The organism is Lactobacillus taiwanensis DSM 21401 (assembly GCF_001436695.1).
Classification (GTDB): domain Bacteria; phylum Bacillota; class Bacilli; order Lactobacillales; family Lactobacillaceae; genus Lactobacillus; species Lactobacillus taiwanensis.
The window spans coordinates 50,060-72,000 of sequence record NZ_AYZG01000034.1 but is presented as its reverse complement, the minus strand read 5'-3'; the positions used below and the strand labels follow the sequence as shown (position 1 = coordinate 72,000).

The window sequence follows — 21,941 nt, the reverse complement described above, 5'->3', positions numbered from 1 at the left end:
GATTAATGATTCAAAAATTTCGCTGGAAGTTTATTGGAATGTCAATTGCTGCATTATTTGTAGTTTTAGTAATAACTTTAGGTGCCCTTTTAGGGGTTAGCTATACACAAAGTCATAGTGAAGTTGACCGCGTTTTAACAGTTTTGGTTAATAATCAGGGTCAATTGAATCCTAGAAATGCTAAGCCAGTTTTTGGTAATCAAAAGGCCCCAATTAATAAAAATTTTTTATCTGGTGAATATAATCCCGAAGCGGTTTTTCAGTATCGCTATTTTACTGTAGCTAATACTCGCAATAATACTCCTCGTATTGTAAATGACGATAACGTGTATGATGTAGGTCGCTCGGAGATTCTTAAAACTAGTAAGCAAATTTTTAAAGATAAATCGACTAGCGGATCCATTGATATCGGTAATAATCAATATGCTTATCGAGTAGGTAAGAGTCAAGAAGGATATAAATTCATTGTTTATTTAAATGAATCATTGATATACCATCGTTTTTCTTTACTTGTTAGGGTATCAATTGTACTTGGAATCATTGCCTTGATTGTTTTTGCTCTGATTTTGATTTTGGTGTCAAAGAAGGCAATCGGCCCAATTATTACCACTTATCGTAAACAGCGCGAATTTATCACTAACGCTGGACATGAATTAAAGACTCCTTTAGCAATTATTTCGGCTAATACTGAAATGGAAGAAATGCTGGGGAATAATTCAGAATGGAATAAAAGTACAAAAGAGCAGGTTGATCGCTTAACTAGATTGATTAATCGTTTAATTGCTTTAGCTAGGACTGGTGAAACTGGAGAAGTTGTTTTAAATAGGGTTAACTTTTCTGAAATAGTCAAAAAGAACGTTACAAGTTTTAAGTCCGTAATGCAGCAAAATGACTTGAAGTATAATGCGATGATTATGCCTGATTTGTATATTAAAGCTGAAAGTAATATCTTGAGTGAATTGATAAATATTTTGCTCGATAATGCACGTAAGTATTGTGATAAAGATGGAGAAGTTAGGATAAGCCTTGTTAAAGGTAAGCTTGGAATAAATGCAATTTTAAAAGTTGCTAATACGTATAAAGAAGGTAAGGGAAAAGATTATTCTCATTTCTTTGAGAGATTCTATCGTGAAGATGAATCTCATAATTCAAAGAAGTCTGGATTTGGTATTGGTTTAGCAATGGCACAAGAGATTGTACAAACTTTCCATGGTAAGATTCACGTTAGTCATAAAGATGACATGATTGTTTTCACAGTAATTTTAAGATTAGCAAAATAAAAGCAGTTAGTTTTCATTGTTGAAGACTGACTGCTTTTTTGTGTTAAATTAAAAAAAGTATGTACATTTTTTAATTCTTATGTTTTATTAGAAAAGGTGTGTTTTAACGAAAATACTGTGGGAATTAATCAAATTATTTTGATTAAAGTGTTTTTCTAAAGGGGGGTAAGAAATGGAAAAATTTTGTCCAAATTGTGGTAAAGAAATAAAAGGAGAAGCAGACTTCTGTCCAAATTGTGGTTATAAATTAAAGAAAGAAAAGATTTCAAAACCATCACAGCCAATAATTCAGAAAAATGGGGATGAAACTCGCTCGCAAATTCGGCACTCAAAAAAGAAACCAATGAGTAAACGTAATAAAATTATTCTTAGCATTGTTGGCGTGCTTGCTGTCTTATTTGTTTGTTTCTATGCATGGGGATCTAGTTATTATAGTGAACATAATCAAGTGAGACGAATTGTTTCTGCTTTGAAAGATCCAAATAAAAAGGTAAGTCAGTATATTACTTCTACTGATCCTGATTTGAAGGTTACAGATGAAAATGTTAAACCACTTCAAAGGTACTATTCTAATCATAAAACACAAGCAGATAATGCAATTTATGCGCTTGAGCATCAAACTGATAGTTATGGTGTAAACTTTGAACAAACTGGCAGATATTTTTTGTTGTTTCCCAAATATAAGTTGCAAGTTCCAGCATTTGCACCAACAGTCCGTACTAACCATTCAAATTCAGAAGTGAAAATGAATGGTAAAAACATTGGTAAACTAGCAGGTAGTGCAAGCGATTATTCAAAGAAATTGGAACCTATTTTACCAGGCCAATATAACTTTTCAATTAAATCAACAGTTCAAGGAAGAAAACTTTCTACAACTGCTGAAACAGATATTTGGTCTAATAAAACGGTCAATTTAAATATTAAGACTGAAACACTTGAAATTAAAAGTTTGCCCAATGGAATTGTTTACATAAATGATAAAAAAGTTGGAACATTAAATAGCAAGGGAAAATTACTTCTGAAAGAATATCCAATTTCTGGTAATATGAATCTTTATGTTCGTGCTACCGTAAATAATCGAACTATTCAATCGAAAACTATTGATAATCTTTCAGAAGGTCTTGATTATGCGTCTGATGGCACTGATGCTATTAGTACAGATGGTAATAAGTATGTAATTAAACCTGAATGGAAAGGTTTAGTAAATAAGGATGACGCAAAGAGCGTATTAAGTGATGCTTTTGATATTCCTGATCCAGACCAATTCGTCGATGGTAGCGATAATAGCGACTATGTTGAAATGAAGAAGATGATTGATAGTTATAAGGATCAAGATGATATTAGTAATATTGAATCAGAAGTAAGTGTTCAATCAATTACGCCATATGATAATAATTCATCTGAAGTAACTTATAGCGTTAAATGGACTTTTGTTCATGATGATTATGATCGTGTTCAAGTAATGCAATATACAAATGCCGTTTTAACTAATGAAAAAAATGAATCAGGTGCTAAAATTAAAAAGATTGGTACAGGTAAATTAACTAAAGATCATAAAGTGACTACTGGAGACAGTAGTAATGATACTGATACCAATAGTGATTCTGATTCAGACAATGATGATTAAAGCTGAAAGATACAAAAATAAACAGTGGAATGACATACATATTTTAAGAAAATAGAAAGTGGGATTTATTGTGAAGAAATGTCCAAATTGTGGATCTGAAATGGAAGCTGATGTAAACTTTTGTACTGTTTGTGGAACAGATCTTAGAAATGTTTCTGCGGCAAACGATCAAGAGAATCTAAACGGTCAATCTAAGGATTCGTCTAAGTCTAATTCAGTAAATAAACTGCAAGAAAATGAAACATTTTCAAGAGTGACAGCAGCAGTTAAAAATTTTGATAAAGATAGCTTGTGGAATTGGTTTCTTACTTCTTGGAAAACGCCAAGTGCCAATCAAAAAGGCGAAAAATGGTATGGAATTGTTACTATTTTAATTGAAATGGTTCTTTTCATCTGGGGAACCGTCTTTGGAATTAAGAAAGCCATAATTCAAATTACTGGAATCAATACCTCGAACAATACTGAATTTCAAAATAACTTTAACCAGGTATTCCATAGCCTTACAATTGATTTGTTTTTAGCAATTTTCCTACTAGGAGCTGGGGTAGTTGTTGGATCATATTTTGCTCATAAATTTGTTAATGAAAAAAGTCCAGCATTTTTAGATTATACCAATAAGATTGTTCAATTAAGTAATATTAATGCCATTGTAGTTTTAGTCGTAACGCTTTTAAGCTTTATTGATTATAAAGGGTTAATTTCAATTATTAGTCTTTTAGCCTTATTTGCTGGCTTGCTCTTTTTAATTGCCGGGGCAGTTTCTATTTGCGAAGGGCATGGAGAGAATCGTGATTCTTTCTGGGGTGTTATTATCTATGTGATAATTATGCTAGTAGTAGCAGGGGTAGTTTGTTTAATTCTTAAGAATCAAGTTATTAGTCAGGCACAAACTATTTTTGGTAACTTTACTAAATCTTTCTTTAACTATTAAATTTAATACGAGATAAAAAGACAGCTAGTTTTCAGGTGTGAAGACTAGCTGCTTTTTTGTATATATTATATTTTTTAAATTATTATCTTAAAAATGAATCCAATACATGGTTGAACTTGAAGTTTCCATCTAAATTATCTCCTTTTTTTACATTTCATGAAAAATCAATTGAGTATTATCTAAATCAATTGTATAGGTTTCATCTTCAAGTGGACGCTTAGTCATCCCTTGATCGGTTGAATAGACAATCAAGCCTAATCTTGCACCAGCTGGTAGGCGATAGAAGGTAGGCTGCAATTCAAATTCTAAGTCATAGAATTTGCCAGGTTCAATTTTTTCTGCATGTTTCATATCAGCATAGTTTTGAACATTCATGTGCCCCTTACTGATTAACTTAGCTTTTGTTTCTTTGTCAGGAACAAATTCTTTCATTACTTCAGTACCAAAACGGTAGCCTAATTCTTGAATTTGATCATTAAATGACTTAGGAATTGGGGTAAGCCGTTTTCTGGTTCCTAAATCAACTAAGGCAACAGAAATTTGTCCTTTAGGAAGAGAGCTAGCAACACTCATCTTAATCTTAGGGCGACCAACTACAGTTACTGGATGAATAAATTCATCGGTTACAAAACGTAATTGTTGGTTAAGCCATTTTTCTTCACCAGAGATAAAGTCATATTGCCATTTACTTTCAGAAATTTTAGCTTCTTTAAATACTTTACCTCCTTGGTCGGTGAATGAAACTTTATCATTATCTTCACCGCCATCTTTTAAGAGGTTACCTTTTTTATCAGGGAAGTAAATTTCTTTGCTTCCTAATTCATTATTCCAAGTTGGTTCTTCATGCCAGATATCTGGTTGCAAATTATCTTGGATCATGACATCTTCCCATTGCTTATAGGCATTGTTTTTAATACCTAATAATTCATGACAGAACCATAAGTTCATTAAGTCAGAGAAGTCAATGGATAAAAGATTGTTCATATTATAGTGAGGACCTTGGTGCAAGAATAGTTTATGAGCAATTGGTAGTTTAGAAACTTTTTGCCAAATCTTGTAAACATTCTTTAGCTTTACATTCCAGTCGTTTAAACCATGAACTGAGATCCAAGAACACTTGATATTGTCTGTATGGTGACGGTAATTTCTAGCTTCCCAGAAATCAGAATATTGACCAGTTTCACGGTCTGATTTTTCTAAAAGACGTTTTTGCATAGCATCAAATTTAGGCTTGATCTTTAAATAGTCGCCTGCATCCCAAAGATTAGACTGGCAAGTTTCAGCAAGCATATCTAAGTCTTCACCTTGGCAAGCTTCTGGAGCAACTACTAGTCCATGTTCACGGTAGTAATCATACCAAGAAGAAATAGCAGCTTCTGAAACTACAGTCTTAAGTCCAGCTACCCCAGTAGTAGCAATTGCAATTTGAAGTGTTCCTAAGTATGAACGACCAGTCATTCCGATATTGCCGTTACACCAGGAAGCTTTGGTTTCGTGTTTTCTGGTACGGTCGGTATAAGCAACTCTGTCGCCATGAAGCCATTCAATGATTTCTTTAGCAGATTCAGTTTCTTCAGGAGCTCCCGTAATTCTTAAACCATCTGAACCACGGGTTCCGATTGCACCTGCATAAACGTTTGCAAATCCACGTGCAAGTAAGTATTCATTTAAAGAGTAAGCTGCTTTATGAACTGCTTCTTCGGTTGCTGCTTGATCTTCGCTAGCTGGCTTTTTGGCCTTAGCAGTTGGCATTGATTCATATTTAGGGTAAGTGCTCTTAGTAGCGTCTTCTAAGTTAACATCAACATTGTGGTTACGTTTTTCATTAGCAATAATTCCGCCAAAATAAGGATCAGCTGTATAGAGTGCAGGGAACTTAAAGTTGTTTGATTGGTAGGGACGAAAGACGGTTACTTGAAGCAAATCAGGCTTACCATCTTCATCAGTATCAAGATCACTTTCAACGTAGACCACTTCACGAATAACCTTACTCATATCAAAAACTGGGAGTGACTTCCCATTAAAGTACATAAATTTATTATTACCGTAAAACTGGGTGAAGTAACCCTTACCAGCCATATTATCAATGAAAGTTTGGCCATTTTTAGCTCGAGTGTTAAGTAGGCGGTAGAAAACTTTAACTAATTCATTACGATCAATTTCTTCTTGATCAGTATAAGGAAGGGCATTAGCCTTCATTCGTGCTAGTGGATCATTTAAATCATAATCGTAGCCAACATGATAGTCGAGTAATTGCAAGCCAACATTATAAAATTGGTTACGTGAAATTGAATTAGGATTTTCAACTAAAAATTCTTTTAAATTTTTATGATCACTAACTGCAAATTCTGCTAATTTAGCTTCTTTTGCACCATAAGTTTTGGCTTCGGCAATGGAGTTTTCAACTAGCGTTGCTAAAAGGTCAGAAAAACTATTTTCTTTCCAATCATTAGGTAAGAAGTTAATAGATTCTAATTCTTTAACCATTTGGTCAAAATCGTTTTTTAAATAGCCGTATTGATTATATTTCATATATATAAGAACACTCCTTTTTTCTGTTTCTCTTAATTTTTATTTTACTAGTTTTAATTGCATAAAAGAAGAATTAAACAATATTTTAAAATATATTGAATCACCTAAATTGTTTTTAATTTAATCCAAAAACTGGTAAGTAAGATTTTAATTTCTTATAATAAATAGTTGAGAAGTTAAAAAATTGGAGGTCATAATATGGCAGAAGTTAAACGCTTTTATGAAACTTTTCATCCTGATCACTATGATATCTATTTGGATATTAGTCGCGAAAAAAAGGGATTTCACGGTAAGACTGTTGTAGTCGGAGATGCTCAAGAAGAATTAGTTAAATTAAATCAGAAGTACTTAAAGATCACATCTGTTAGAGTAGATCAAAAGAAAGCTGATTTTGACTATAACGATAAAGATGAAGTAGTTAATATTAAAGCTGGAAAAGTTGGCAAAATGAGGATTGAAGTTGACTTTGAAGGTAAATTAACTGATACAATGATGGGCATTTATCCTTCTTATTACGAAGTTGATGGTGAAAAGAAGCAATTAGTAGGTACCCAATTTGAAACTACTTTTGCTCGTCAAGCATTCCCATGTGTTGACGAACCAGAAGCTAAGGCTACTTTTGCATTAGCAATTAAGTTTGATGAAAAACCTGGCGAAACAATTATTTCTAATCAACCAGAAGAAAAATTTAAAGACGGTGTTCACTACTTTAAACCAACTGTACGTATGTCTAGCTACTTAGTTGCCTTTGTCTTTGGTGATATGCAAAGAAAACTTACTAAGACTAAGTCTGGCGTTGAAATTGGTGTTTTTGCTACAAGAGCACACCAAGCAAAAGAATTAGATTTCGCCCTAGATATTGCTAAGCGTTCAATTGAATTCTATGAAGATTACTATGAAACACCATATCCATTAGAGCATTCATACCAAGTAGCTCTTCCAGACTTTTCAGCTGGTGCGATGGAAAACTGGGGTTGTGTAACTTATCGTGAAGCATACTTATTGCTTGATCCAGATAACACCTCATTAAAAATGAAACAATTAGTAGCTACAGTTATTGCTCACGAATTAGCTCACCAATGGTTCGGTGATTTAGTAACTATGAAGTGGTGGGATAACTTATGGCTTAATGAAAGTTTTGCTAATATGATGGAGTATGTAGCAATAGACGCTTTAGAACCAAATTGGAAGATCTGGGAAATGTTCCAAACTTCTGAAGTTCCGGCTGCTCTTCAAAGAGATGCTACTGATGGTGTTCAATCAGTTCACGTTATGGTTAACGATCCTGCTGAAATCGATGCCTTGTTTGACTCGGCTATTGTTTATGCAAAGGGCTCAAGAATGTTGGTCATGGTACGTGCTTTATTAGGTGATAAGGCTCTTCGTGAAGGACTGAAGAACTACTTTGCAGCTCATAAATATGGCAATGCAACAGGTGACGATTTATGGAAGGCACTTGGTGAAGCAAGTGGCTTAGATATTGGTGCAATTATGCATTCTTGGCTTGAACAACCAGGTTACCCAGTAGTAAACGCAAAAGTTGAAGATGGTAAGTTAGTTTTAACTCAAAAACAATTCTTTATCGGTGAAGGCAAAGATGAAGGTCGTAAGTGGCAAATTCCTTTGAATTCTAACTATGCTGCTGTCCCTAAGATCATGAAGGATGAAAAATTAGTTGTTGGTGACTACAATGATTTACTTGCTAATAATGGGGTTCCATTCCGTTTAAATGTAGGTAATAATTCAGACTTCATTGTTAAGTATGATCAAACATTGCTTGATGATATCCTAAGTCATATCGATGAATTAGATGCAGTTGATAAATTACAATTATTGCAAGACTTCAGATTATTAGCAGAAGGTGGTCAAATGTCTTATGCAGATATTGTTCCCCTTCTTCCTAAGTTTGCAGATTCTACTTCACCAATTGTTAATAATGCTTTATACAGAATTATGTCTACTTTACGTAATTTTGTAACCCCAGGTTCAGATGAAGAAAAGCAATTAAAGAAGCTTTATAATTTACTTTCTGAAAAACAAGTTAAGCGTTTAGGGTTGCTTCCAAAAGCTGGTGAATCTAATGATGACAACCTAACTAGACCATATGTTGTGGCAGCTTCGCTATATGCAGATAACGATGATACAATTGATGGCTTGCATGCGATTTATTCAGAAAATTCTGATAATTTAGAAAATATTTCGGCTGATATTAGAAGTTCAGTTTTAGTTAATGAAGTTAAGAACTTTGGCAATATGACTTTGTTTGATAAATTGCTTAAGAAATATCAAGAAACTTCAGATGCAAGTTTGAAGCAAGATCTCTGTGCTGGTATTACTTCAACTAAGATGCCTGAAATTGTTGATGCAATTGTCGATGATTTTGAGGATGCTCAAATTATTAAGCCACAAGATTTACGTGCATGGTACCGTAATGTTTTAGCTAACCCATTTGGTCAAGAACAAGCTTGGAATTGGATTAGATTAGAGTGGCCATGGCTTGAAGCAACTGTTGGTGGCGATATGGAATTTGCAACATTTATCACTGTTACTGCAAATGTGTTCCATACTGAAGAAAGATTGGATCAATTCAAAGACTTCTTTGAACCAAAGATTAATACTCCAGGCTTAACTCGTGAAATTAAGATGGATACTAAGGTCATTGAAACTAAAGTGAACTTAGTTAAGAAAGAACAAGCAGCAGTTAATGAGGCAATTGCTAAGGCTGTTGATTAAAAATAAAAATTAAATCTACAAAAAGATGCGCTTTCAGTTTTGAAAGCGCATTTTTGGTATAATTTATGAAATAGGGGGGGTGACATAATTTGATAAAAACAATCTTTTTTGATGTTGACGGGACATTAGTTTCTCATAAGACAGATAGCGTACCAGCCAGTACTAAAAGGACACTGGAGCTTTTACGTGAAAATGGAGTAAAACTTGTACTAGCTACTGGGCGTGATATGAGTCAATTAAAGAAATTGCCGGTCAGAGATATAAAATTTGATGGTTATGTGACGATGAATGGACAGCTCTGTTTAGATGAAAATGGAAAAGAACTTTTTGGTAATCCAATCGATGAAGTAGATACTGAAAAGATGATTGAATTAATTAAAGAAAAAAGGGTCCCTATTACTACTATTGGTAAAGAAGGACCATACATTAATTTTGTAACTGATCAAGTCGTTGCTGCTCAAAAGGCAGTTTCTAGTAAAGTTGCGCCAATTGGCAAATATCATGGTGAAGAAGTCTATCAGTTTATTGCTTACGGAGATCGCAATGAATTAAAGACTTTGGTTGATGAATTGCCTAATTGTAAATTAAGTTGGTGGAATGAATATGCAGTAGATATCATTTCAAAAAATGGTGGTAAGTTGGCTGGTATTAAAAAGTATCTTGAGCTACAGAATCAAACTTTAGATGATGCAATGGCGTTCGGTGATGGTGAAAATGATTTAGAGATGCTTAAAGCTGTTAAAGTTGGAGTTGCTATGGGTAATGGAGAAGAGCACGTTAAGCAAATCGCAGACTATGTAACTACTGATATTAATAAAGATGGAATATACAATGCCAGTATGCATTATAAGTTGATATAAATAGTAATAAGATATTTTTCGAAAAAATAAAAAATTTTTCGAAAAATAATTGACATCTACCATCCTTTTCCCTATACTAGAATATGTTCTGTTAAGGAATTGGTTTGGTAGCTCAGCTGGATAGAGCAACGGTCTTCTAAACCGTGGGTCGTGAGTTCGAATCTCACCCAAATCACTGATATGACGCTCCGTATGGAGCGTCTTTTTTTGTGCAATTTTTTATTTTACCTCCAGACTCTCAAAATGCCCCCCAAGCATATTTTTCTGTAGTAGTATTTTTTGCGATAGGTTAATTAATAAGTTGTATAACAAGTTTCAAACATGTTATACTTTACTTGCAACGAAGTAAGGAAGTTAATATTTCAAGCACTCAAAAAGCATTACCTAGTCGTCACAAAAGGTAATGCTTTTTTTATCGCTTAGTGCAACCTGCTAAGCGTTGAGGGTAGAAAGGCAACTATTAATGTTTACGGTTGTTATGCCGATCATCTAACCAGTGACCGAATAGTGCAAGCACTATCCCCACAAGGATAGGGGCGACAACCGAAGTAAGGAAGTCTTTCAAGACGCTCACCTCCTTTCGATGGGAGGTAATAGTTGCCAAAAATAATTATATCAAAATTAGATATATAATAATATGTATAATCATGAGTTCGAATCTCACCCAAATCACTGATATGACGCTCCGTATGGAGCGTCTTTTTTTGTACAATTTTCCTTCTTTTTGATATAGACCAATTGCAAATAAAACTTCTTGACCAATTTGAATTATAGGGTTATTATTACTAATACAACAACGAATTAAAGATAGTCCATTTATTTTAAATGAACTATACCAAAGGAGAAAAACTTATGTGTGGAATTGTCGGTGTGGTTGGAAAACCTGCTAGAGATATTATTTTAAATGGCTTAACTAACCTAGAATATCGTGGTTATGATTCAGCAGGTATATATTTAAATGACTTAAATGGAAATGAATATTTAACCAAGGCAGTTGGTAGAATTTCTAATTTAAAAGAAAAATTAACTCCAGATGAGCAGGGCTTAGTTGGAATTGGTCATACTCGTTGGGCTACTCATGGAAAACCAACTGTAGATAATGCCCACCCTCATTTTGATGAAAGCAAACGTTTTTATTTAGTTCATAATGGCGTGATTGAAAACTATGCTGAATTAAAAGAGAAGTACCTACAAGATGTTAAATTTCGCTCAAATACTGATACTGAAGTAGTTGTTCAATTAATTGGTAAAATTGCTCGTGAAAAAAGTTTAGACGGCTTTTCCGCATTTAAGGAAGCTTTAAAGCTTGTTAAAGGTTCCTATGCTTTCCTCTTAGTTGATAATACTGAACCGGACCATGTTTTTATTGCTAAAAATAAATCACCAATGATGTTAGGTCTTGGCGATGGCTTTAACATCATTGCTTCTGACGCAATTTCTGTTTTAGACCAAACTAAGACTTTTGTCGATTTACAAGATGGTGATGTTGGTGATATTACCAAAGATTCTTATACTATTGAAACTGTTGACGGCGAAAAAGTTGAACGTAAACCTCACGTATTGAATATTGATCCTAATGCTGCTTCAAAGGGAACATATGAATTTTACATGCTTAAGGAAATTGATGAACAACCAAGTGTAATGCGTAAAATTTCTCAAACTTATTTTGATGAAAATGGAGCTGTAAAAGTTGATCCGCAAATTATTAATTCTATTTCAAAAGCAGATCGTATTTATATTTATGCAGCTGGAACTAGTTATCATGCTGGTTTAGTAGGTAAAACATTATTAGAGCATTACACTGGCATTCCAACTGAGGTGGGTCTAGCTTCTGAAGCGGGCTATCATTTCCCAATGATGAGTAAAAATCCATTCTTTATCTTTTTAACTCAATCAGGAGAAACTGCTGATTCCCGGGTTGTTTTAAAAGAAGTGAATAAACGCAATATTCCAAGTCTAACAATTACGAATGTAGAGGGTTCTACTTTATCTAGAGAAGCCGATTACACAATGTTATTGGAAGCTGGTCCTGAAATTGCTGTCGCTTCTACTAAGGCTTATACTGCTCAAATTGCTGTACAAGCTGTATTAGCTAAAGCATTAGGGGAAGCTCTTAATAAAGAAGAAGCTAAAAACTGGAATTTGAAACATGATTTAGCAATTGCAGCTGAAGGAATGCAACAACTTGTTGATAGCAAAGAGAAATTAAAAGAAATTGCAGATAAGTACTTAATTAATTCTCGTAATGCATTTTATATTGGACGTGGAATTGATTATGCAGTTGCACTTGAAGGTGCATTAAAACTTAAAGAAGTTTCTTACATTCAAACTGAAGGTTTTGCAGCAGCAGAATTAAAACATGGTACTATTTCACTTATTGAAAAGGGAACTCCAGTGATTGCTTTAATCAACGATCCTGCAACCGCTGATTTAACTCGCGGGAATATTCAAGAAGTTGTTTCTCGTGGAGCTAATATTATTACGATTGTTGGTAAAGATTTTGCTAGAGAAAGTGATGATGTAGTTTTACCAGAAATTAACTACTACATGTCAGCCTTATTAACGGTTGTACCTGCCCAACTTCTTGCTTACTATGCATCTAAGGATAAAGGTTTAGATGTAGATAAACCTCGTAACTTAGCTAAGAGTGTTACGGTTGAATAAAATTTCAAATAAATAATGAAAATAGCGGATCAGTATATTTAATAGTACTGTTTCGCTATTTTTTCGATTTAAGTATTTTTTGATGAAAATAAATACTTTTGATTTAAAATAAGAGTAGGTTAAAGATTAACGAGGAAAATCATGTTATCAAAAATATCAATTTTACTTACGAACCATCAACTTACTTTAAAAGATATTTCTCAAAAAAATGATTTAAGAGAACAAGACTTAAAAAATGCATTTCATGAAAATCCTAATAATTGGTCAAGTTCAGTTTTATCTGCCTTATCATCTTCTTTAAACATGCGTCCAGGAGATTTGTTAGAATTACTTGATCCAGTTTATTCTTTGAAAATTAATGATTCTAATCAAATGATTCAAGGAATTTATATTGAGGATCCAGAAATTTACGAACAAGTTAGATTTGTTATCGAAAGTGAACACTTAGAAGGCTGGCAGCCAGATGAAGAGGATGTTTTAAGATTACTCGATGAGGCTATTAATCCTTCTAGTGAACTTCAAACTGAAATTAATCAGATTTGGGGTGAGGAAGATGAATGAAGAAGTGAGAGATACAGAATGGTATCGCAAGAAATTTTTGTATCCAAACGGAACGCTAAAAAATAAGCTTAATATTACTGATCCGACTGAATTAGCCCAAAGAGAGTATAGAGGGTCTGCTGTTCGTGCTCTTGCTTTTTTGAGAAAAAATAAAAAGATTACTAGTGTTGAAGACCTGAAGAAAATTCATAAAATTATGTTTGGTTGGTTATATAATTGGGCTGGTCAAATTAGAGATTATGAGTTAACAAAAGGTGAGACTGAATTTTTAGAATATTCCCGCATAAAATTTGGAATTGAAGAGATAGATGAAAAAATGAAACAATTAGCTAGCAAAAAGGAACTTGAAAATACTGACTATGCTTTTTTACTTGATAGGTTGAACTATTTGCATCCCTTTAGAGAGGGAAATGGTAGAAGCAGTAAACTTTTCTTGCAGGCTTTTGCTGCAAATCATGGGCAAGTTATTGATTATCCTAGATCTAATAAAGATTTGATTACTGCCCAAAATAATGCTGATATTAATCAAATTGCCGATTTAATCAAGGTTAGTTCTAAAGCAAATAAGTCTTCTAAATAATAGATTGATCTTTCAACGTCTTAAGATACGATTTAACAAATAGCAATAATTGAACTAAGATATAAGTAACTGATCGAAACTTCTCCTCCTAAGAAGTGTAACAATTTATTTTTCTTCATTAGATCATGTTGAGCTACAATCAGAAATGGTTGTAGCTTTTTATTTATGAAGAAAAAGTATTAGAATTAGATTATCGAGTTAATAAAGAAGGTAGAAAGACATGGAAGTGGAAGAAGCAATTTTAACGAGGCATGCAGTTCGTCTTTTTAATCCAAACGACAAAATTTCTAAAAAAAGCTTAGAAAAAATAGTTGAATTAGCGCAGCACGCCCCTTCTTGGGTAGATTCACAACCTTGGAAGGTTTATATTGCTACGGGTAGTACATTAGAAGCAATTAAAAAGCGTCATATCGAAAATGTTAAAAATAGTGTAAAATCAGCTCCTGATTGGCCAACTACTCATCGAGATGATTGGGCAAAGTTTCCAAGAGAAAATATGTTAAAGCATAATGAGGCTACTGCTGAATTTTGGAAAAATCCTGAATTAACTGGTATTACACGCTCAGAATTGCAAACTAGACTCTATGATGCTCCTGCGATTTGTTATCTAACTATTCCTAAAGATTCAAACCAATGGTCAGATTATGATCTAGGTGCTTTTGGACAGACCTTAATGTTAGCTGCTAGAGGAATGGGAATAGATTCGATGCCAGCTTATGAAATAGTAAAATTCCCAGAATCTGTAAAAGAAATTATGAATATTCCAGATTCGGAATGGCTAGGAATGGGAATTGCTTTAGGATATGCAGATATGGCAACTAGAGTAAACGAATATCGTGCTCCTCGTGTAGAATTAGATAAGATGCTAAAAATTAAGGATTAGTAAATGAAAAGTCATCTTGAGGATATTATCTTTTTAAATTGCTTTTAGAAAGATAATTATTAAATAATATCAACTTAAAAAAGCTCTTCTGAAGAGCATTAGGTAAAACAAAAAGGACGTCTTTATAAAACGTCCTTTTTTACTATAAAAAATATTTTCTAATGAAGAACAGCAACTTTCCGTGCTTGCATTCTTTCTCTCATTTGTTTTTGTAATTTTTGCATATCTTTGGTTGAAATGACCTTCCAATTTGAAGGAATTGCAAAAATATATTTTCGTTGTTTTAATTCGTTATTATGTCCAAAGACACTAAACATGATTTTACTAAAATTATCGCTATAAACATAGCGCGTTGTTTTGATTTGAAGCGTAGGCTTTTTACTATGATTGATTTTTGTTGAAACTTTATCTAATTTTATAGCTTTAAGCTTTTTTTGACTATCATTAGTCTTATATAAATATATCTTTTCTGTTCCATTACCTAAAGGTCGGTAAAGAAGAAGGGGAAGATTAGGAGTAGCGCTTGAAACTAAACTATGGTTAACTGTCTGTGTTTCGGTTTTCATTCCCCAGTGATTATAATCATGTGCAACAATTCCTAGTATGCAAAGAGAGGTAACTATTAATGAAATCCATGCAGCAAAAGTATGTCCTTTGCCAGGGATAACGTTAAAGTAAATAAATAGAAGTGCTGCTAGAATTAAAACTATGATTATCATTTATCCATTCACCTCTTCTTGATTTTCACGTGCACGATTACCTTTCTTTAAAAAGAAAGCAAGTACTAAAGCAATTAAAGCAAAAGCAATACTCATCGCAAATGAAGCATGGAAACCGTCTAATGTAGCACTAATTGCTTTTTCCTTGTATTGGAGTGGTAAAGTATGAAGTAAGGTTTTGCTTGGCATGTTGTTTGTAGTAGTTGTTGTTAAGATTGATACTAAAATAGCTGTACCAATTGAACTTAATACTTGTCTGAAAGTATTGTTCACAGCAGTTCCGTGTGAAATCTTATCAAGAGGTAATGAATTCATTCCAGAAGTTGTAACATTCATCATTACTAAAGCTACACCTACCATCCGAATAGCATAAAGAATGATAATCATTGTATAGGAACTTTGTTCCGTTAAAAATACAAATGGAATTGTACCTAAAGTTAATAGAGTCATTCCCGTAATTGCCATTTTGCGTGCTCCATATTTATCAAATAAACGACCAGTAATTGGTGACATGATTCCAATCATTAAGGCACCAGGAAGAAGTATTAATCCTGAGTGAAAGGCAGATTCACCACGTAAATTCTGAATATATAATGGAAGAACCATTTCAATACCGACCATTGCTAAGTTAGTAATACCACTTAAAGCGGCTGCTAAAGAAAATTCAAAATGTTTGAACACAGTGATATCTAAAAAAGGATCTTTCATTTTTAATTGACGTATACCAAAAAGAATAACGAAAACAATGCCTACACCAATAAAACTTAAAATTTCTGGATTAGTCCAGCCTTTATTTCCTGCTTCTGAAAAACCATAAAGTAAACTACCAAAGCCAACAGTGGAAGATGTTACTGACCAAATATCAATCTTTTCTTTCTTAGTTGGAAGTACATCCTTAATTAAAAAGAAAGCAAAGATAATAACAACGCCTGCAATTGGAGCGATAATACTAAATAAATAGTGCCAGGAAAGATTATCAACAATCCATCCAGACAAAGTTGGGCCGATAGCAGGTGCAAGACCAATGACAATTCCAACTGTTCCCATGGCAGCTCCACGCTTATTAGCAGGAAAAATAGATAACATAATTGTTTGAAGGAGTGGCATCGTGACCCCTACGCCAAGGCCTTGAATAATTCTCCCAGTAAGTAGAGTTCCAAAATTTGGTGCAGTAGCTGCTATAACTGTTCCAATAAAGAAAACGGACATTGCTGTCAAATACATTTTTCTTGAGCCAAAACGATTAATCAACCAGGCTGAGATTGGAATCATCACACCGTTAACTAGCAAAAAGGCAGTTGAAAGCCATTCAGCAGTTGCAGTACTGATATGAAAGGAACGCATAATTGAAGGTAGTGCTGTAGAGAGTAAAGTCCCATTTAAGACCGTGCAAAAAGAGCCAATAATTAAAACTAAAACCAATAAATTTCGGTTATAGGTTTTGCCATGAATATCGGTTGGTTGTTTATCCATTTAAAAATTCCTTTCCATATGTTAAAAAATCTTACAAACTATAAAAACTATATTCTTAAATAAAATACTTGTCAAATAATTTCACATAGAAGTAACAAAATGTTACATATGTGTTGTCAAAATTAACATAAGCTATTAAACTATAATAAGATTACGAGGTAGGGATTGAACAATGGAATCAAAAAAGATATTGCATAATGTTTTTCAAAATGTTGAGGTGGGAATTGGCGAAGTCAGTAAAGTAGTTGGGGTTTCGCAAAGACAATTAAGGTATTGGGAAGAAAAAGGTTATATTAAACCAGTTGCCGATGATAAAAGTGGAGTACGAAGATATAATTTATCGACTTTATACTTAATTGTTTTTATTAAAGAACAACTTGATAAAGGTTTTACTCTAGCTGCTGCTTTTGAACGATCAAGAGATGTCAGAGTCAAAAGTAAGATTGCTAGGAAATTTTTTGAGCATTCCTTTAATGATGTGAAAATTACTAATTCTGATAAAGCGTACGGTGAGATCGATTTAGGGGATTTTCAAACTCAAGACGGTAAAATGTATCATTTCAAGGGTGTTGTTGATGAACGTGGTCGCTATGTAAAAATTGATGAATAAAAAAAGGAAGCGTCAGATGAGTGAAGCTTCCTTTTTTAGGACAAGTCGATATTGTTTTTATTTTTATAAGTACATTAATGATATTTATTTACTAAAACCTGCTTCATACCAAACATTGACAGACGGCTTTAATGACCAACCAGTTACTTTACTATTAACCGCTGTCACTGAGTAAGCACCGCTAGTTGGAATTACATAAGCTTTGTTATACATCCATCTTTGCCATTCATGGAATTTTTGAACACGGTATTGTTTATTAAAAGATTTTGCCGAGTCAATTTCATCTAACAACTTAGTATTAGTGGGAGAAACAAAACGTGCAAAATTATACGGCATTTTTTCACCATAGAAGACGCTTGGAGAAGGATCACCCGAAGCCTCCCAGCTACCTTCAAGCACATCAATCTTGGGGTCGCTTGATTTAACAGCAGCTACCCAGCGATTGAACTCCATCGGACGACCTCCAAGAAACTTAACATTTAAACCAGCTTTTTTCCATTGTTGAATATAATTACGCCAGATAGCTTCACTGTTTTCACCAGATCCGCGAACAGCTAAGTTAATTACTAATGGTTTGCCATTTGGTTGACTCCGGTAAAGTGCACCAGGTGCTTTTTTATAGCCAGCCTTGTCTAGTAATTTATTTGCTTTATCTAAATTATATGAGTAAGCTGGAATATTTTTATCATAATAAGGAGTAAATTGTGAAGGGATTAGGGAGTTGATTTTGAAATCTAATCCATGGTAGAAACGTTTATTGATGACATCAACATTCATGGCATATGCCATTGCTTTTCTTAAAGCGGGATTATTCATTTTAGCATGAGGATTTTCTACGTTTTTACCTAGTTTTGCATCCCATTTGCCAACTTTGAAGGCTAAGTAGTCATAATTAGAAGTCTTTTTACCAATGAAGTTAACGTCTTTAGTATTTTTTACTTGTTCCCATTGAGAACTTAAGACACCTGCAACATCGAATTTTCTGCTTTTAATTGCTTGTGAAACATTAGAATTAGTAATGTTTGACATATAGATATGGTCAAAATTTGGTTCTCCGCGCCAGTAATACGGATTTCTTGACCAACTAGTTGATTGTCCTTGAACGGTTTTGTCCATTTTATAAGGACCAAAGTATAGGGGATGTTTTCTAATTTGGTCGCTAGAAACTAGTTTTTCGAACGGAACATGCTTTAAGTAATGATAAGGAGCAGCATGTTCCCAGTAAAAACCATTAGCTGAATTCATCATTGCTGGTTTTAATTCTTTAAAATGAAGTATTAAGACCTTCCCGCTAGGACCATCTGGCATTTCGATTCCTGAAATGTTTTTGGCTTTCCCTGAATGGTAGTCTGCCATTCCCTTAATATTTTCAAGAGAAGAAGTATATTGAGTTGTTTGGACTTTAGGATTAGCTAAAATTTCGTAAGCATATTCTAAATCTTTAGCAACTACTGGCTTTCCATCTGACCAGCGGACTTTCTTTTTAACTCTGATTTCAGCAGTGTTGTTACTATGGTTCAGCTTTAAGCTTGCCGCTCCCTTATTAGTGATTTGATAATGATCGTTAATATCAAACAATGGTTCATCACCAGGAGCAGCTGCTTCAGAATCAGGACTAGTATCTGCAATTTCAGCAGAGAAAATTCCAGTAAACGGTGATTCGTTTTCTAAGGCATAGGTTAAGGTTCCTCCCTTTTTAATCGGCTTATGAGGAACAGTCTGTGAAAACTTAATGGTCTGATTGCTCGAATCATTTTTCTTAGCACCACAAGCAGTTGATAAAATTGTAAAAGAGCTTGCGATAGCTACATACAGCAGTTTGGATTTTGACACTTTCATATAAAATTCTCCTTTCGTCAAAAATCCAATAACAGCATGATTAAGAAAACAAAAAGACGCCCCATTAGATCACTTGATCCAATAGGGCGTCTTGTCGCTGTACCACCTATTTTTACTAGAAAACTAGTCTTTAAATAACGTACGGTTCAATACAAAAGAACGATACGCCGTCGCTATAAAGGGCTGTCCCTTAAACTACTCTAAATCGTAGTTTACGCTCAAAGGTGATTTTCATTAAGAGCCTACCTATTTCTTCACACCAACCAGAAATTCTCTGAAGGGACGTTTCTTAATTACTTTTCCTTATCAAAGCTGTTTGATAATAATGTTTGTGCTCATAATAATACGCCGATTTGAAAATAAGTCAATAATAAATTATATTTTTCTTATTTTCAATATAAATAATATTTTATGATTGCCTGATAAATTACAATTTAGTAAATGCAAAAAAATTAAGAAAAGATTTATAAATATATATTAGTTTTGCAAAAAAAGTTGTTATTTATAATAATGCTGTATGTAAAGAAAAAAGAGTGTATATAAAATTTGTTTGCTGTGATTTATAAAATAACGTTATTTGATTTGATGGAAATATTATGAAAATGTAAGCAAAAAAGAAGATTTTTTTATTAAATAGGCTTATACTTATGAATGATTAGTAATAGAAAGGAACTATATACTATGAAAAAATTAGATACAAACAAATTAACTGACAAACAAGCAGATCTTTTTAAGAATAATTTAGTTTACATTGCTACTGTTGATGAAAACGGTAATCCACAAGTTGGTCCTAAAGGTTCAATGACTGTATTAGATCCAAGTCATATGCAATATCTTGAAAAAACAAAAGGCGCAGCTTTTGAAAATATTAAAAATGGTTCTAAAGTAGCATTAGTTGCAGCAGATGTTCCTTCTCATACTGCCGTACAGGTTTTGGCTACACCACACGTTCACGAAGATGACGAATATGCTAAGAAAATCGTTTCTGGAACTGATACTCCTAATGCATATGTAGTAGTATTAGATATTGACGAAATTTTTGAATAATTAAAAATTATTCTGCCTGTAATTGAATAAATTAAGAAAGACTGAGTATTGATAAAATACTTAGTCTTTTTTTCTAGATAACTTGCTTATTTTTAATATTAATGTAAAATTAAAAATAATTGAATGAAATCATATGATTAAAAGGAGAAAATAAAATGGGTGCTTTATCAGAACAAGAATTAACAGCTTTCTCTACAGATTTTAATAAAGACAATAAAAATAAAGTAGCATCTCGTGCTGCTCGTCAAAATGGATTATTTGAAGCTTCATTTAATGATGAGGTTTCAAAGCGTTTAAATCATACTTTTTCAACTGAACTTGATATTGGTGGAGTAACTGATCAAAAGCATTCGGGTCGTTGCTGGGAATTCGCTAGTTTAAATGTTTTACGTCACCATTTTGGTAAAAAATATCATGTTAAAGATTTTACTTTTTCACAAGCATATAATTTTTTCTGGGATAAGATCGAAAGAGCAAATGCCTTTTATGATAGTATGATTCGTTTGGCAGATAAGCCAGTTGACGATCGTGAAGTAGAAACGTGGCTTAATTTTGCTGGTCAAGATGGCGGTTTGTGGCAAATGGCAATTAATTTAGTTAAAAAATATGGTGTTGTCCCATCATATGCAATGCCAGAAAATGCTACATCAAACAACACTACAGCTTTAATTGATTCTTTAGCACGTAAGGAAAGAAAAGATGCTTTAGTATTACGTAAGTTAGTCCAAGAAGGTAAACTTGAAGAAGCTGAAAAAGCTAAGAAAGAATTCTTAAATGAAGTTTATCGAATGGCGGCAGTAGCTTTAGGTGAGCCTCCAAAGAAATTTGATTTAGAATATCGTGATGATGACAAGAAATATCATTTAGAAAAAGATTTAACTCCACGTCAATTTGCAGAAAAATATTTAAAAGATTTTAATTGGGATGACTATGTTGTTCTATTAAACTCACCTAATTATGATTACAACAAACGTTATCATCAAGGTTTATACGATAATGTTGTTGGAGGCCAACCAATTACTGGTCTGAACGTACCAATTGAAGTTTTGGCAAGAGCAGCTGCAGCACAATTAAAAGATGGAAAAGCAGTTATTTTTGGAAATGACGTTTTAAAGCAAATGGAACGTAAAACTGGCTTTCTTGATACTGAATTATATAAGACTGATGACTTATATGGTGTAGATACACAAATGAGTAAAGCTGATCGTTTAGCTACTGGCGAAGGATCTGCTACTCATGATATGACTTTAGTTGGTGTTGATGAAGATAATGGCGAAATTCGTAAGTGGAAAGTAGAAAATTCTTGGGGCGATAAATATGGTCATAAGGGATTCTATGAAATGAGTCAAAAGTGGTTTGAAGAATATGTTTATGACGTAGTTGTTGATAAGAAATACTTGTCTGAAGACTTAGTTAAACTTTGGGAAGAGCCAGCTGTTGATTTGAAGCCTTGGGTACATCTTGGATTGTAGAAATTAAGGAAGAGATCGAAAGATCTCTTTTTTTATATCAATATCTAACCTAAAAAATATCAATAATCGACTTGTATCAAAATTAAATACACCATACAATATCTTTTGTAAGCGCTAAACATTAGGAGAG

At 33.4% G+C, this 21,941-nt stretch carries 17 protein-coding genes, 1 tRNA gene and 1 other annotated feature; of the genes, 13 read left to right on the top strand and 5 right to left on the bottom strand.

Annotation, left to right across the window (positions count from 1 at the left end; all coding sequences use genetic code 11):
* Window positions 1-5: 5 nt before the first annotated feature.
* The 3 genes from FD18_RS05215 to FD18_RS05205 all read left to right on the top strand — a co-directional run bounded on the left by FD18_RS05215 (window position 6) and on the right by FD18_RS05205 (window position 3,838).
* A complete protein-coding gene (locus FD18_RS05215) occupies window positions 6-1,280 on the top strand; it encodes a sensor histidine kinase (RefSeq protein ID WP_057718945.1) in 1,275 nt (424 codons plus the stop codon).
* 172 nt (window positions 1,281-1,452) lie between these two features.
* Complete coding sequence (locus FD18_RS05210; RefSeq protein WP_057718944.1) at window positions 1,453-2,907, top strand: zinc ribbon domain-containing protein; 1,455 nt, start codon at window positions 1,453-1,455, stop codon at window positions 2,905-2,907.
* A gap of 70 nt (window positions 2,908-2,977) precedes the next feature.
* A complete protein-coding gene (locus FD18_RS05205) occupies window positions 2,978-3,838 on the top strand; it encodes a zinc ribbon domain-containing protein (RefSeq protein ID WP_057718943.1) in 861 nt (286 codons plus the stop codon).
* Between the two features lie 147 nt (window positions 3,839-3,985).
* Here FD18_RS05205 and FD18_RS05200 read toward each other — a convergent pair whose 3' ends face one another.
* On the bottom strand, window positions 3,986-6,370 hold the full coding sequence (locus FD18_RS05200) for a Xaa-Pro dipeptidyl-peptidase (RefSeq protein ID WP_057718942.1): 2,385 nt from the start codon (window positions 6,368-6,370) through the stop codon (window positions 3,986-3,988).
* 198 nt (window positions 6,371-6,568) lie between these two features.
* On the opposite strand from FD18_RS05200, the gene FD18_RS05195 reads away from it, so the two are divergent.
* From FD18_RS05195 to FD18_RS05185, 3 genes are all read left to right on the top strand, one after another.
* Window positions 6,569-9,103, top strand: coding sequence for a M1 family metallopeptidase (locus tag FD18_RS05195; protein WP_057718941.1), 2,535 nt, complete (start codon window positions 6,569-6,571; stop codon window positions 9,101-9,103).
* An 89-nt stretch (window positions 9,104-9,192) separates the two neighbouring features.
* On the top strand, window positions 9,193-9,963 hold the full coding sequence (locus tag FD18_RS05190; RefSeq protein WP_057718940.1) for a Cof-type HAD-IIB family hydrolase: 771 nt from the start codon (window positions 9,193-9,195) through the stop codon (window positions 9,961-9,963).
* 101 nt (window positions 9,964-10,064) lie between these two features.
* A tRNA-Arg gene (locus FD18_RS05185) sits at window positions 10,065-10,138 on the top strand.
* A 285-nt stretch (window positions 10,139-10,423) separates the two neighbouring features.
* Here FD18_RS05185 and FD18_RS10340 read toward each other — a convergent pair.
* Window positions 10,424-10,537, bottom strand: coding sequence for a type I toxin-antitoxin system Fst family toxin (locus FD18_RS10340; protein ID WP_143464491.1), 114 nt, complete (start codon window positions 10,535-10,537; stop codon window positions 10,424-10,426).
* 278 nt (window positions 10,538-10,815) lie between these two features.
* Here FD18_RS10340 and glmS point away from each other — a divergent pair, with 278 nt between their 5' ends.
* From glmS to FD18_RS05165, 4 genes are all read left to right on the top strand, one after another.
* Window positions 10,816-12,627 carry a glutamine--fructose-6-phosphate transaminase (isomerizing) gene (glmS, locus tag FD18_RS05180; RefSeq protein WP_057718939.1) on the top strand — a complete coding sequence of 604 codons (1,812 nt, stop codon included), beginning with the start codon at window positions 10,816-10,818 and terminating at the stop codon, window positions 12,625-12,627.
* A 141-nt stretch (window positions 12,628-12,768) separates the two neighbouring features.
* Window positions 12,769-13,188: a helix-turn-helix domain-containing protein gene (locus FD18_RS05175; RefSeq protein ID WP_057718938.1), complete on the top strand. Its 420-nt coding sequence runs from the start codon at window positions 12,769-12,771 to the stop codon at window positions 13,186-13,188.
* Window positions 13,181-13,768 carry a Fic/DOC family protein gene (locus FD18_RS05170; RefSeq protein WP_057718937.1) on the top strand — a complete coding sequence of 196 codons (588 nt, stop codon included), beginning with the start codon at window positions 13,181-13,183 and terminating at the stop codon, window positions 13,766-13,768. The genes FD18_RS05175 and FD18_RS05170 overlap by 8 nt, the downstream gene beginning before the upstream one ends.
* A 220-nt stretch (window positions 13,769-13,988) precedes the next feature.
* Window positions 13,989-14,651, top strand: a complete 663-nt coding sequence (locus FD18_RS05165) for a nitroreductase (protein ID WP_057718936.1) — start codon at window positions 13,989-13,991, stop codon at window positions 14,649-14,651.
* Between the two features lie 158 nt (window positions 14,652-14,809).
* Here FD18_RS05165 and FD18_RS05160 read toward each other — a convergent pair whose 3' ends face one another.
* Both FD18_RS05160 and FD18_RS05155 read right to left on the bottom strand, forming a co-directional pair.
* Window positions 14,810-15,370, bottom strand: coding sequence for a DUF4811 domain-containing protein (locus FD18_RS05160; RefSeq protein ID WP_057718935.1), 561 nt, complete (start codon window positions 15,368-15,370; stop codon window positions 14,810-14,812).
* Window positions 15,371-16,843, bottom strand: a complete 1,473-nt coding sequence (locus FD18_RS05155) for an MDR family MFS transporter (RefSeq protein ID WP_057718934.1) — start codon at window positions 16,841-16,843, stop codon at window positions 15,371-15,373.
* 172 nt (window positions 16,844-17,015) lie between these two features.
* Here FD18_RS05155 and FD18_RS05150 point away from each other — a divergent pair, with 172 nt between their 5' ends.
* Complete coding sequence (locus FD18_RS05150) at window positions 17,016-17,453, top strand: MerR family transcriptional regulator (protein WP_057718933.1); 438 nt, start codon at window positions 17,016-17,018, stop codon at window positions 17,451-17,453.
* An 84-nt stretch (window positions 17,454-17,537) separates the two neighbouring features.
* Here the strand turns inward: FD18_RS05150 and FD18_RS05145 are convergent, their stop codons facing one another.
* On the bottom strand, window positions 17,538-19,292 hold the full coding sequence (locus FD18_RS05145; RefSeq protein WP_057718932.1) for an oligopeptide ABC transporter substrate-binding protein: 1,755 nt from the start codon (window positions 19,290-19,292) through the stop codon (window positions 17,538-17,540).
* A 79-nt stretch (window positions 19,293-19,371) separates the two neighbouring features.
* Window positions 19,372-19,611, bottom strand: a binding site (T-box leader).
* A 362-nt stretch (window positions 19,612-19,973) separates the two neighbouring features.
* Between FD18_RS05145 and FD18_RS05140 the strand changes: the two genes are divergently transcribed.
* Window positions 19,974-20,339: a pyridoxamine 5'-phosphate oxidase family protein gene (locus FD18_RS05140; protein WP_057718931.1), complete on the top strand. Its 366-nt coding sequence runs from the start codon at window positions 19,974-19,976 to the stop codon at window positions 20,337-20,339.
* 155 nt (window positions 20,340-20,494) lie between these two features.
* Window positions 20,495-21,811: a C1 family peptidase gene (locus FD18_RS05135; protein WP_057718930.1), complete on the top strand. Its 1,317-nt coding sequence runs from the start codon at window positions 20,495-20,497 to the stop codon at window positions 21,809-21,811.
* The last annotated feature ends 130 nt before the right edge of the window (window positions 21,812-21,941 follow it).

Bases quoted from the DNA above. Each gene is read 5' to 3' on its own strand.
- FD18_RS05195 (WP_057718941.1), top strand. From the start codon at position 6,569: ATGGCAGAAGTTAAACGCTTTTATGAAACTTTTCATCCTGATCACTAT.
- FD18_RS05135 (WP_057718930.1), top strand. From the start codon at position 20,495: ATGGGTGCTTTATCAGAACAAGAATTAACAGCTTTCTCTACAGATTTT.
- FD18_RS05165 (WP_057718936.1), top strand. From the start codon at position 13,989: ATGGAAGTGGAAGAAGCAATTTTAACGAGGCATGCAGTTCGTCTTTTT.
- FD18_RS05175 (WP_057718938.1), top strand. From the start codon at position 12,769: ATGTTATCAAAAATATCAATTTTACTTACGAACCATCAACTTACTTTA.
- FD18_RS05200 (WP_057718942.1), bottom strand. From the start codon at position 6,370: ATGAAATATAATCAATACGGCTATTTAAAAAACGATTTTGACCAAATG.
- glmS (WP_057718939.1), top strand. From the start codon at position 10,816: ATGTGTGGAATTGTCGGTGTGGTTGGAAAACCTGCTAGAGATATTATT.
- FD18_RS05150 (WP_057718933.1), top strand. From the start codon at position 17,016: ATGGAATCAAAAAAGATATTGCATAATGTTTTTCAAAATGTTGAGGTG.
- FD18_RS05155 (WP_057718934.1), bottom strand. From the start codon at position 16,843: ATGGATAAACAACCAACCGATATTCATGGCAAAACCTATAACCGAAAT.
- FD18_RS05210 (WP_057718944.1), top strand. From the start codon at position 1,453: ATGGAAAAATTTTGTCCAAATTGTGGTAAAGAAATAAAAGGAGAAGCA.
- FD18_RS05160 (WP_057718935.1), bottom strand. From the start codon at position 15,370: ATGATAATCATAGTTTTAATTCTAGCAGCACTTCTATTTATTTACTTT.
- FD18_RS05170 (WP_057718937.1), top strand. From the start codon at position 13,181: ATGAATGAAGAAGTGAGAGATACAGAATGGTATCGCAAGAAATTTTTG.
- FD18_RS05140 (WP_057718931.1), top strand. From the start codon at position 19,974: ATGAAAAAATTAGATACAAACAAATTAACTGACAAACAAGCAGATCTT.
- FD18_RS05215 (WP_057718945.1), top strand. From the start codon at position 6: ATGATTCAAAAATTTCGCTGGAAGTTTATTGGAATGTCAATTGCTGCA.
- FD18_RS05145 (WP_057718932.1), bottom strand. From the start codon at position 19,292: ATGAAAGTGTCAAAATCCAAACTGCTGTATGTAGCTATCGCAAGCTCT.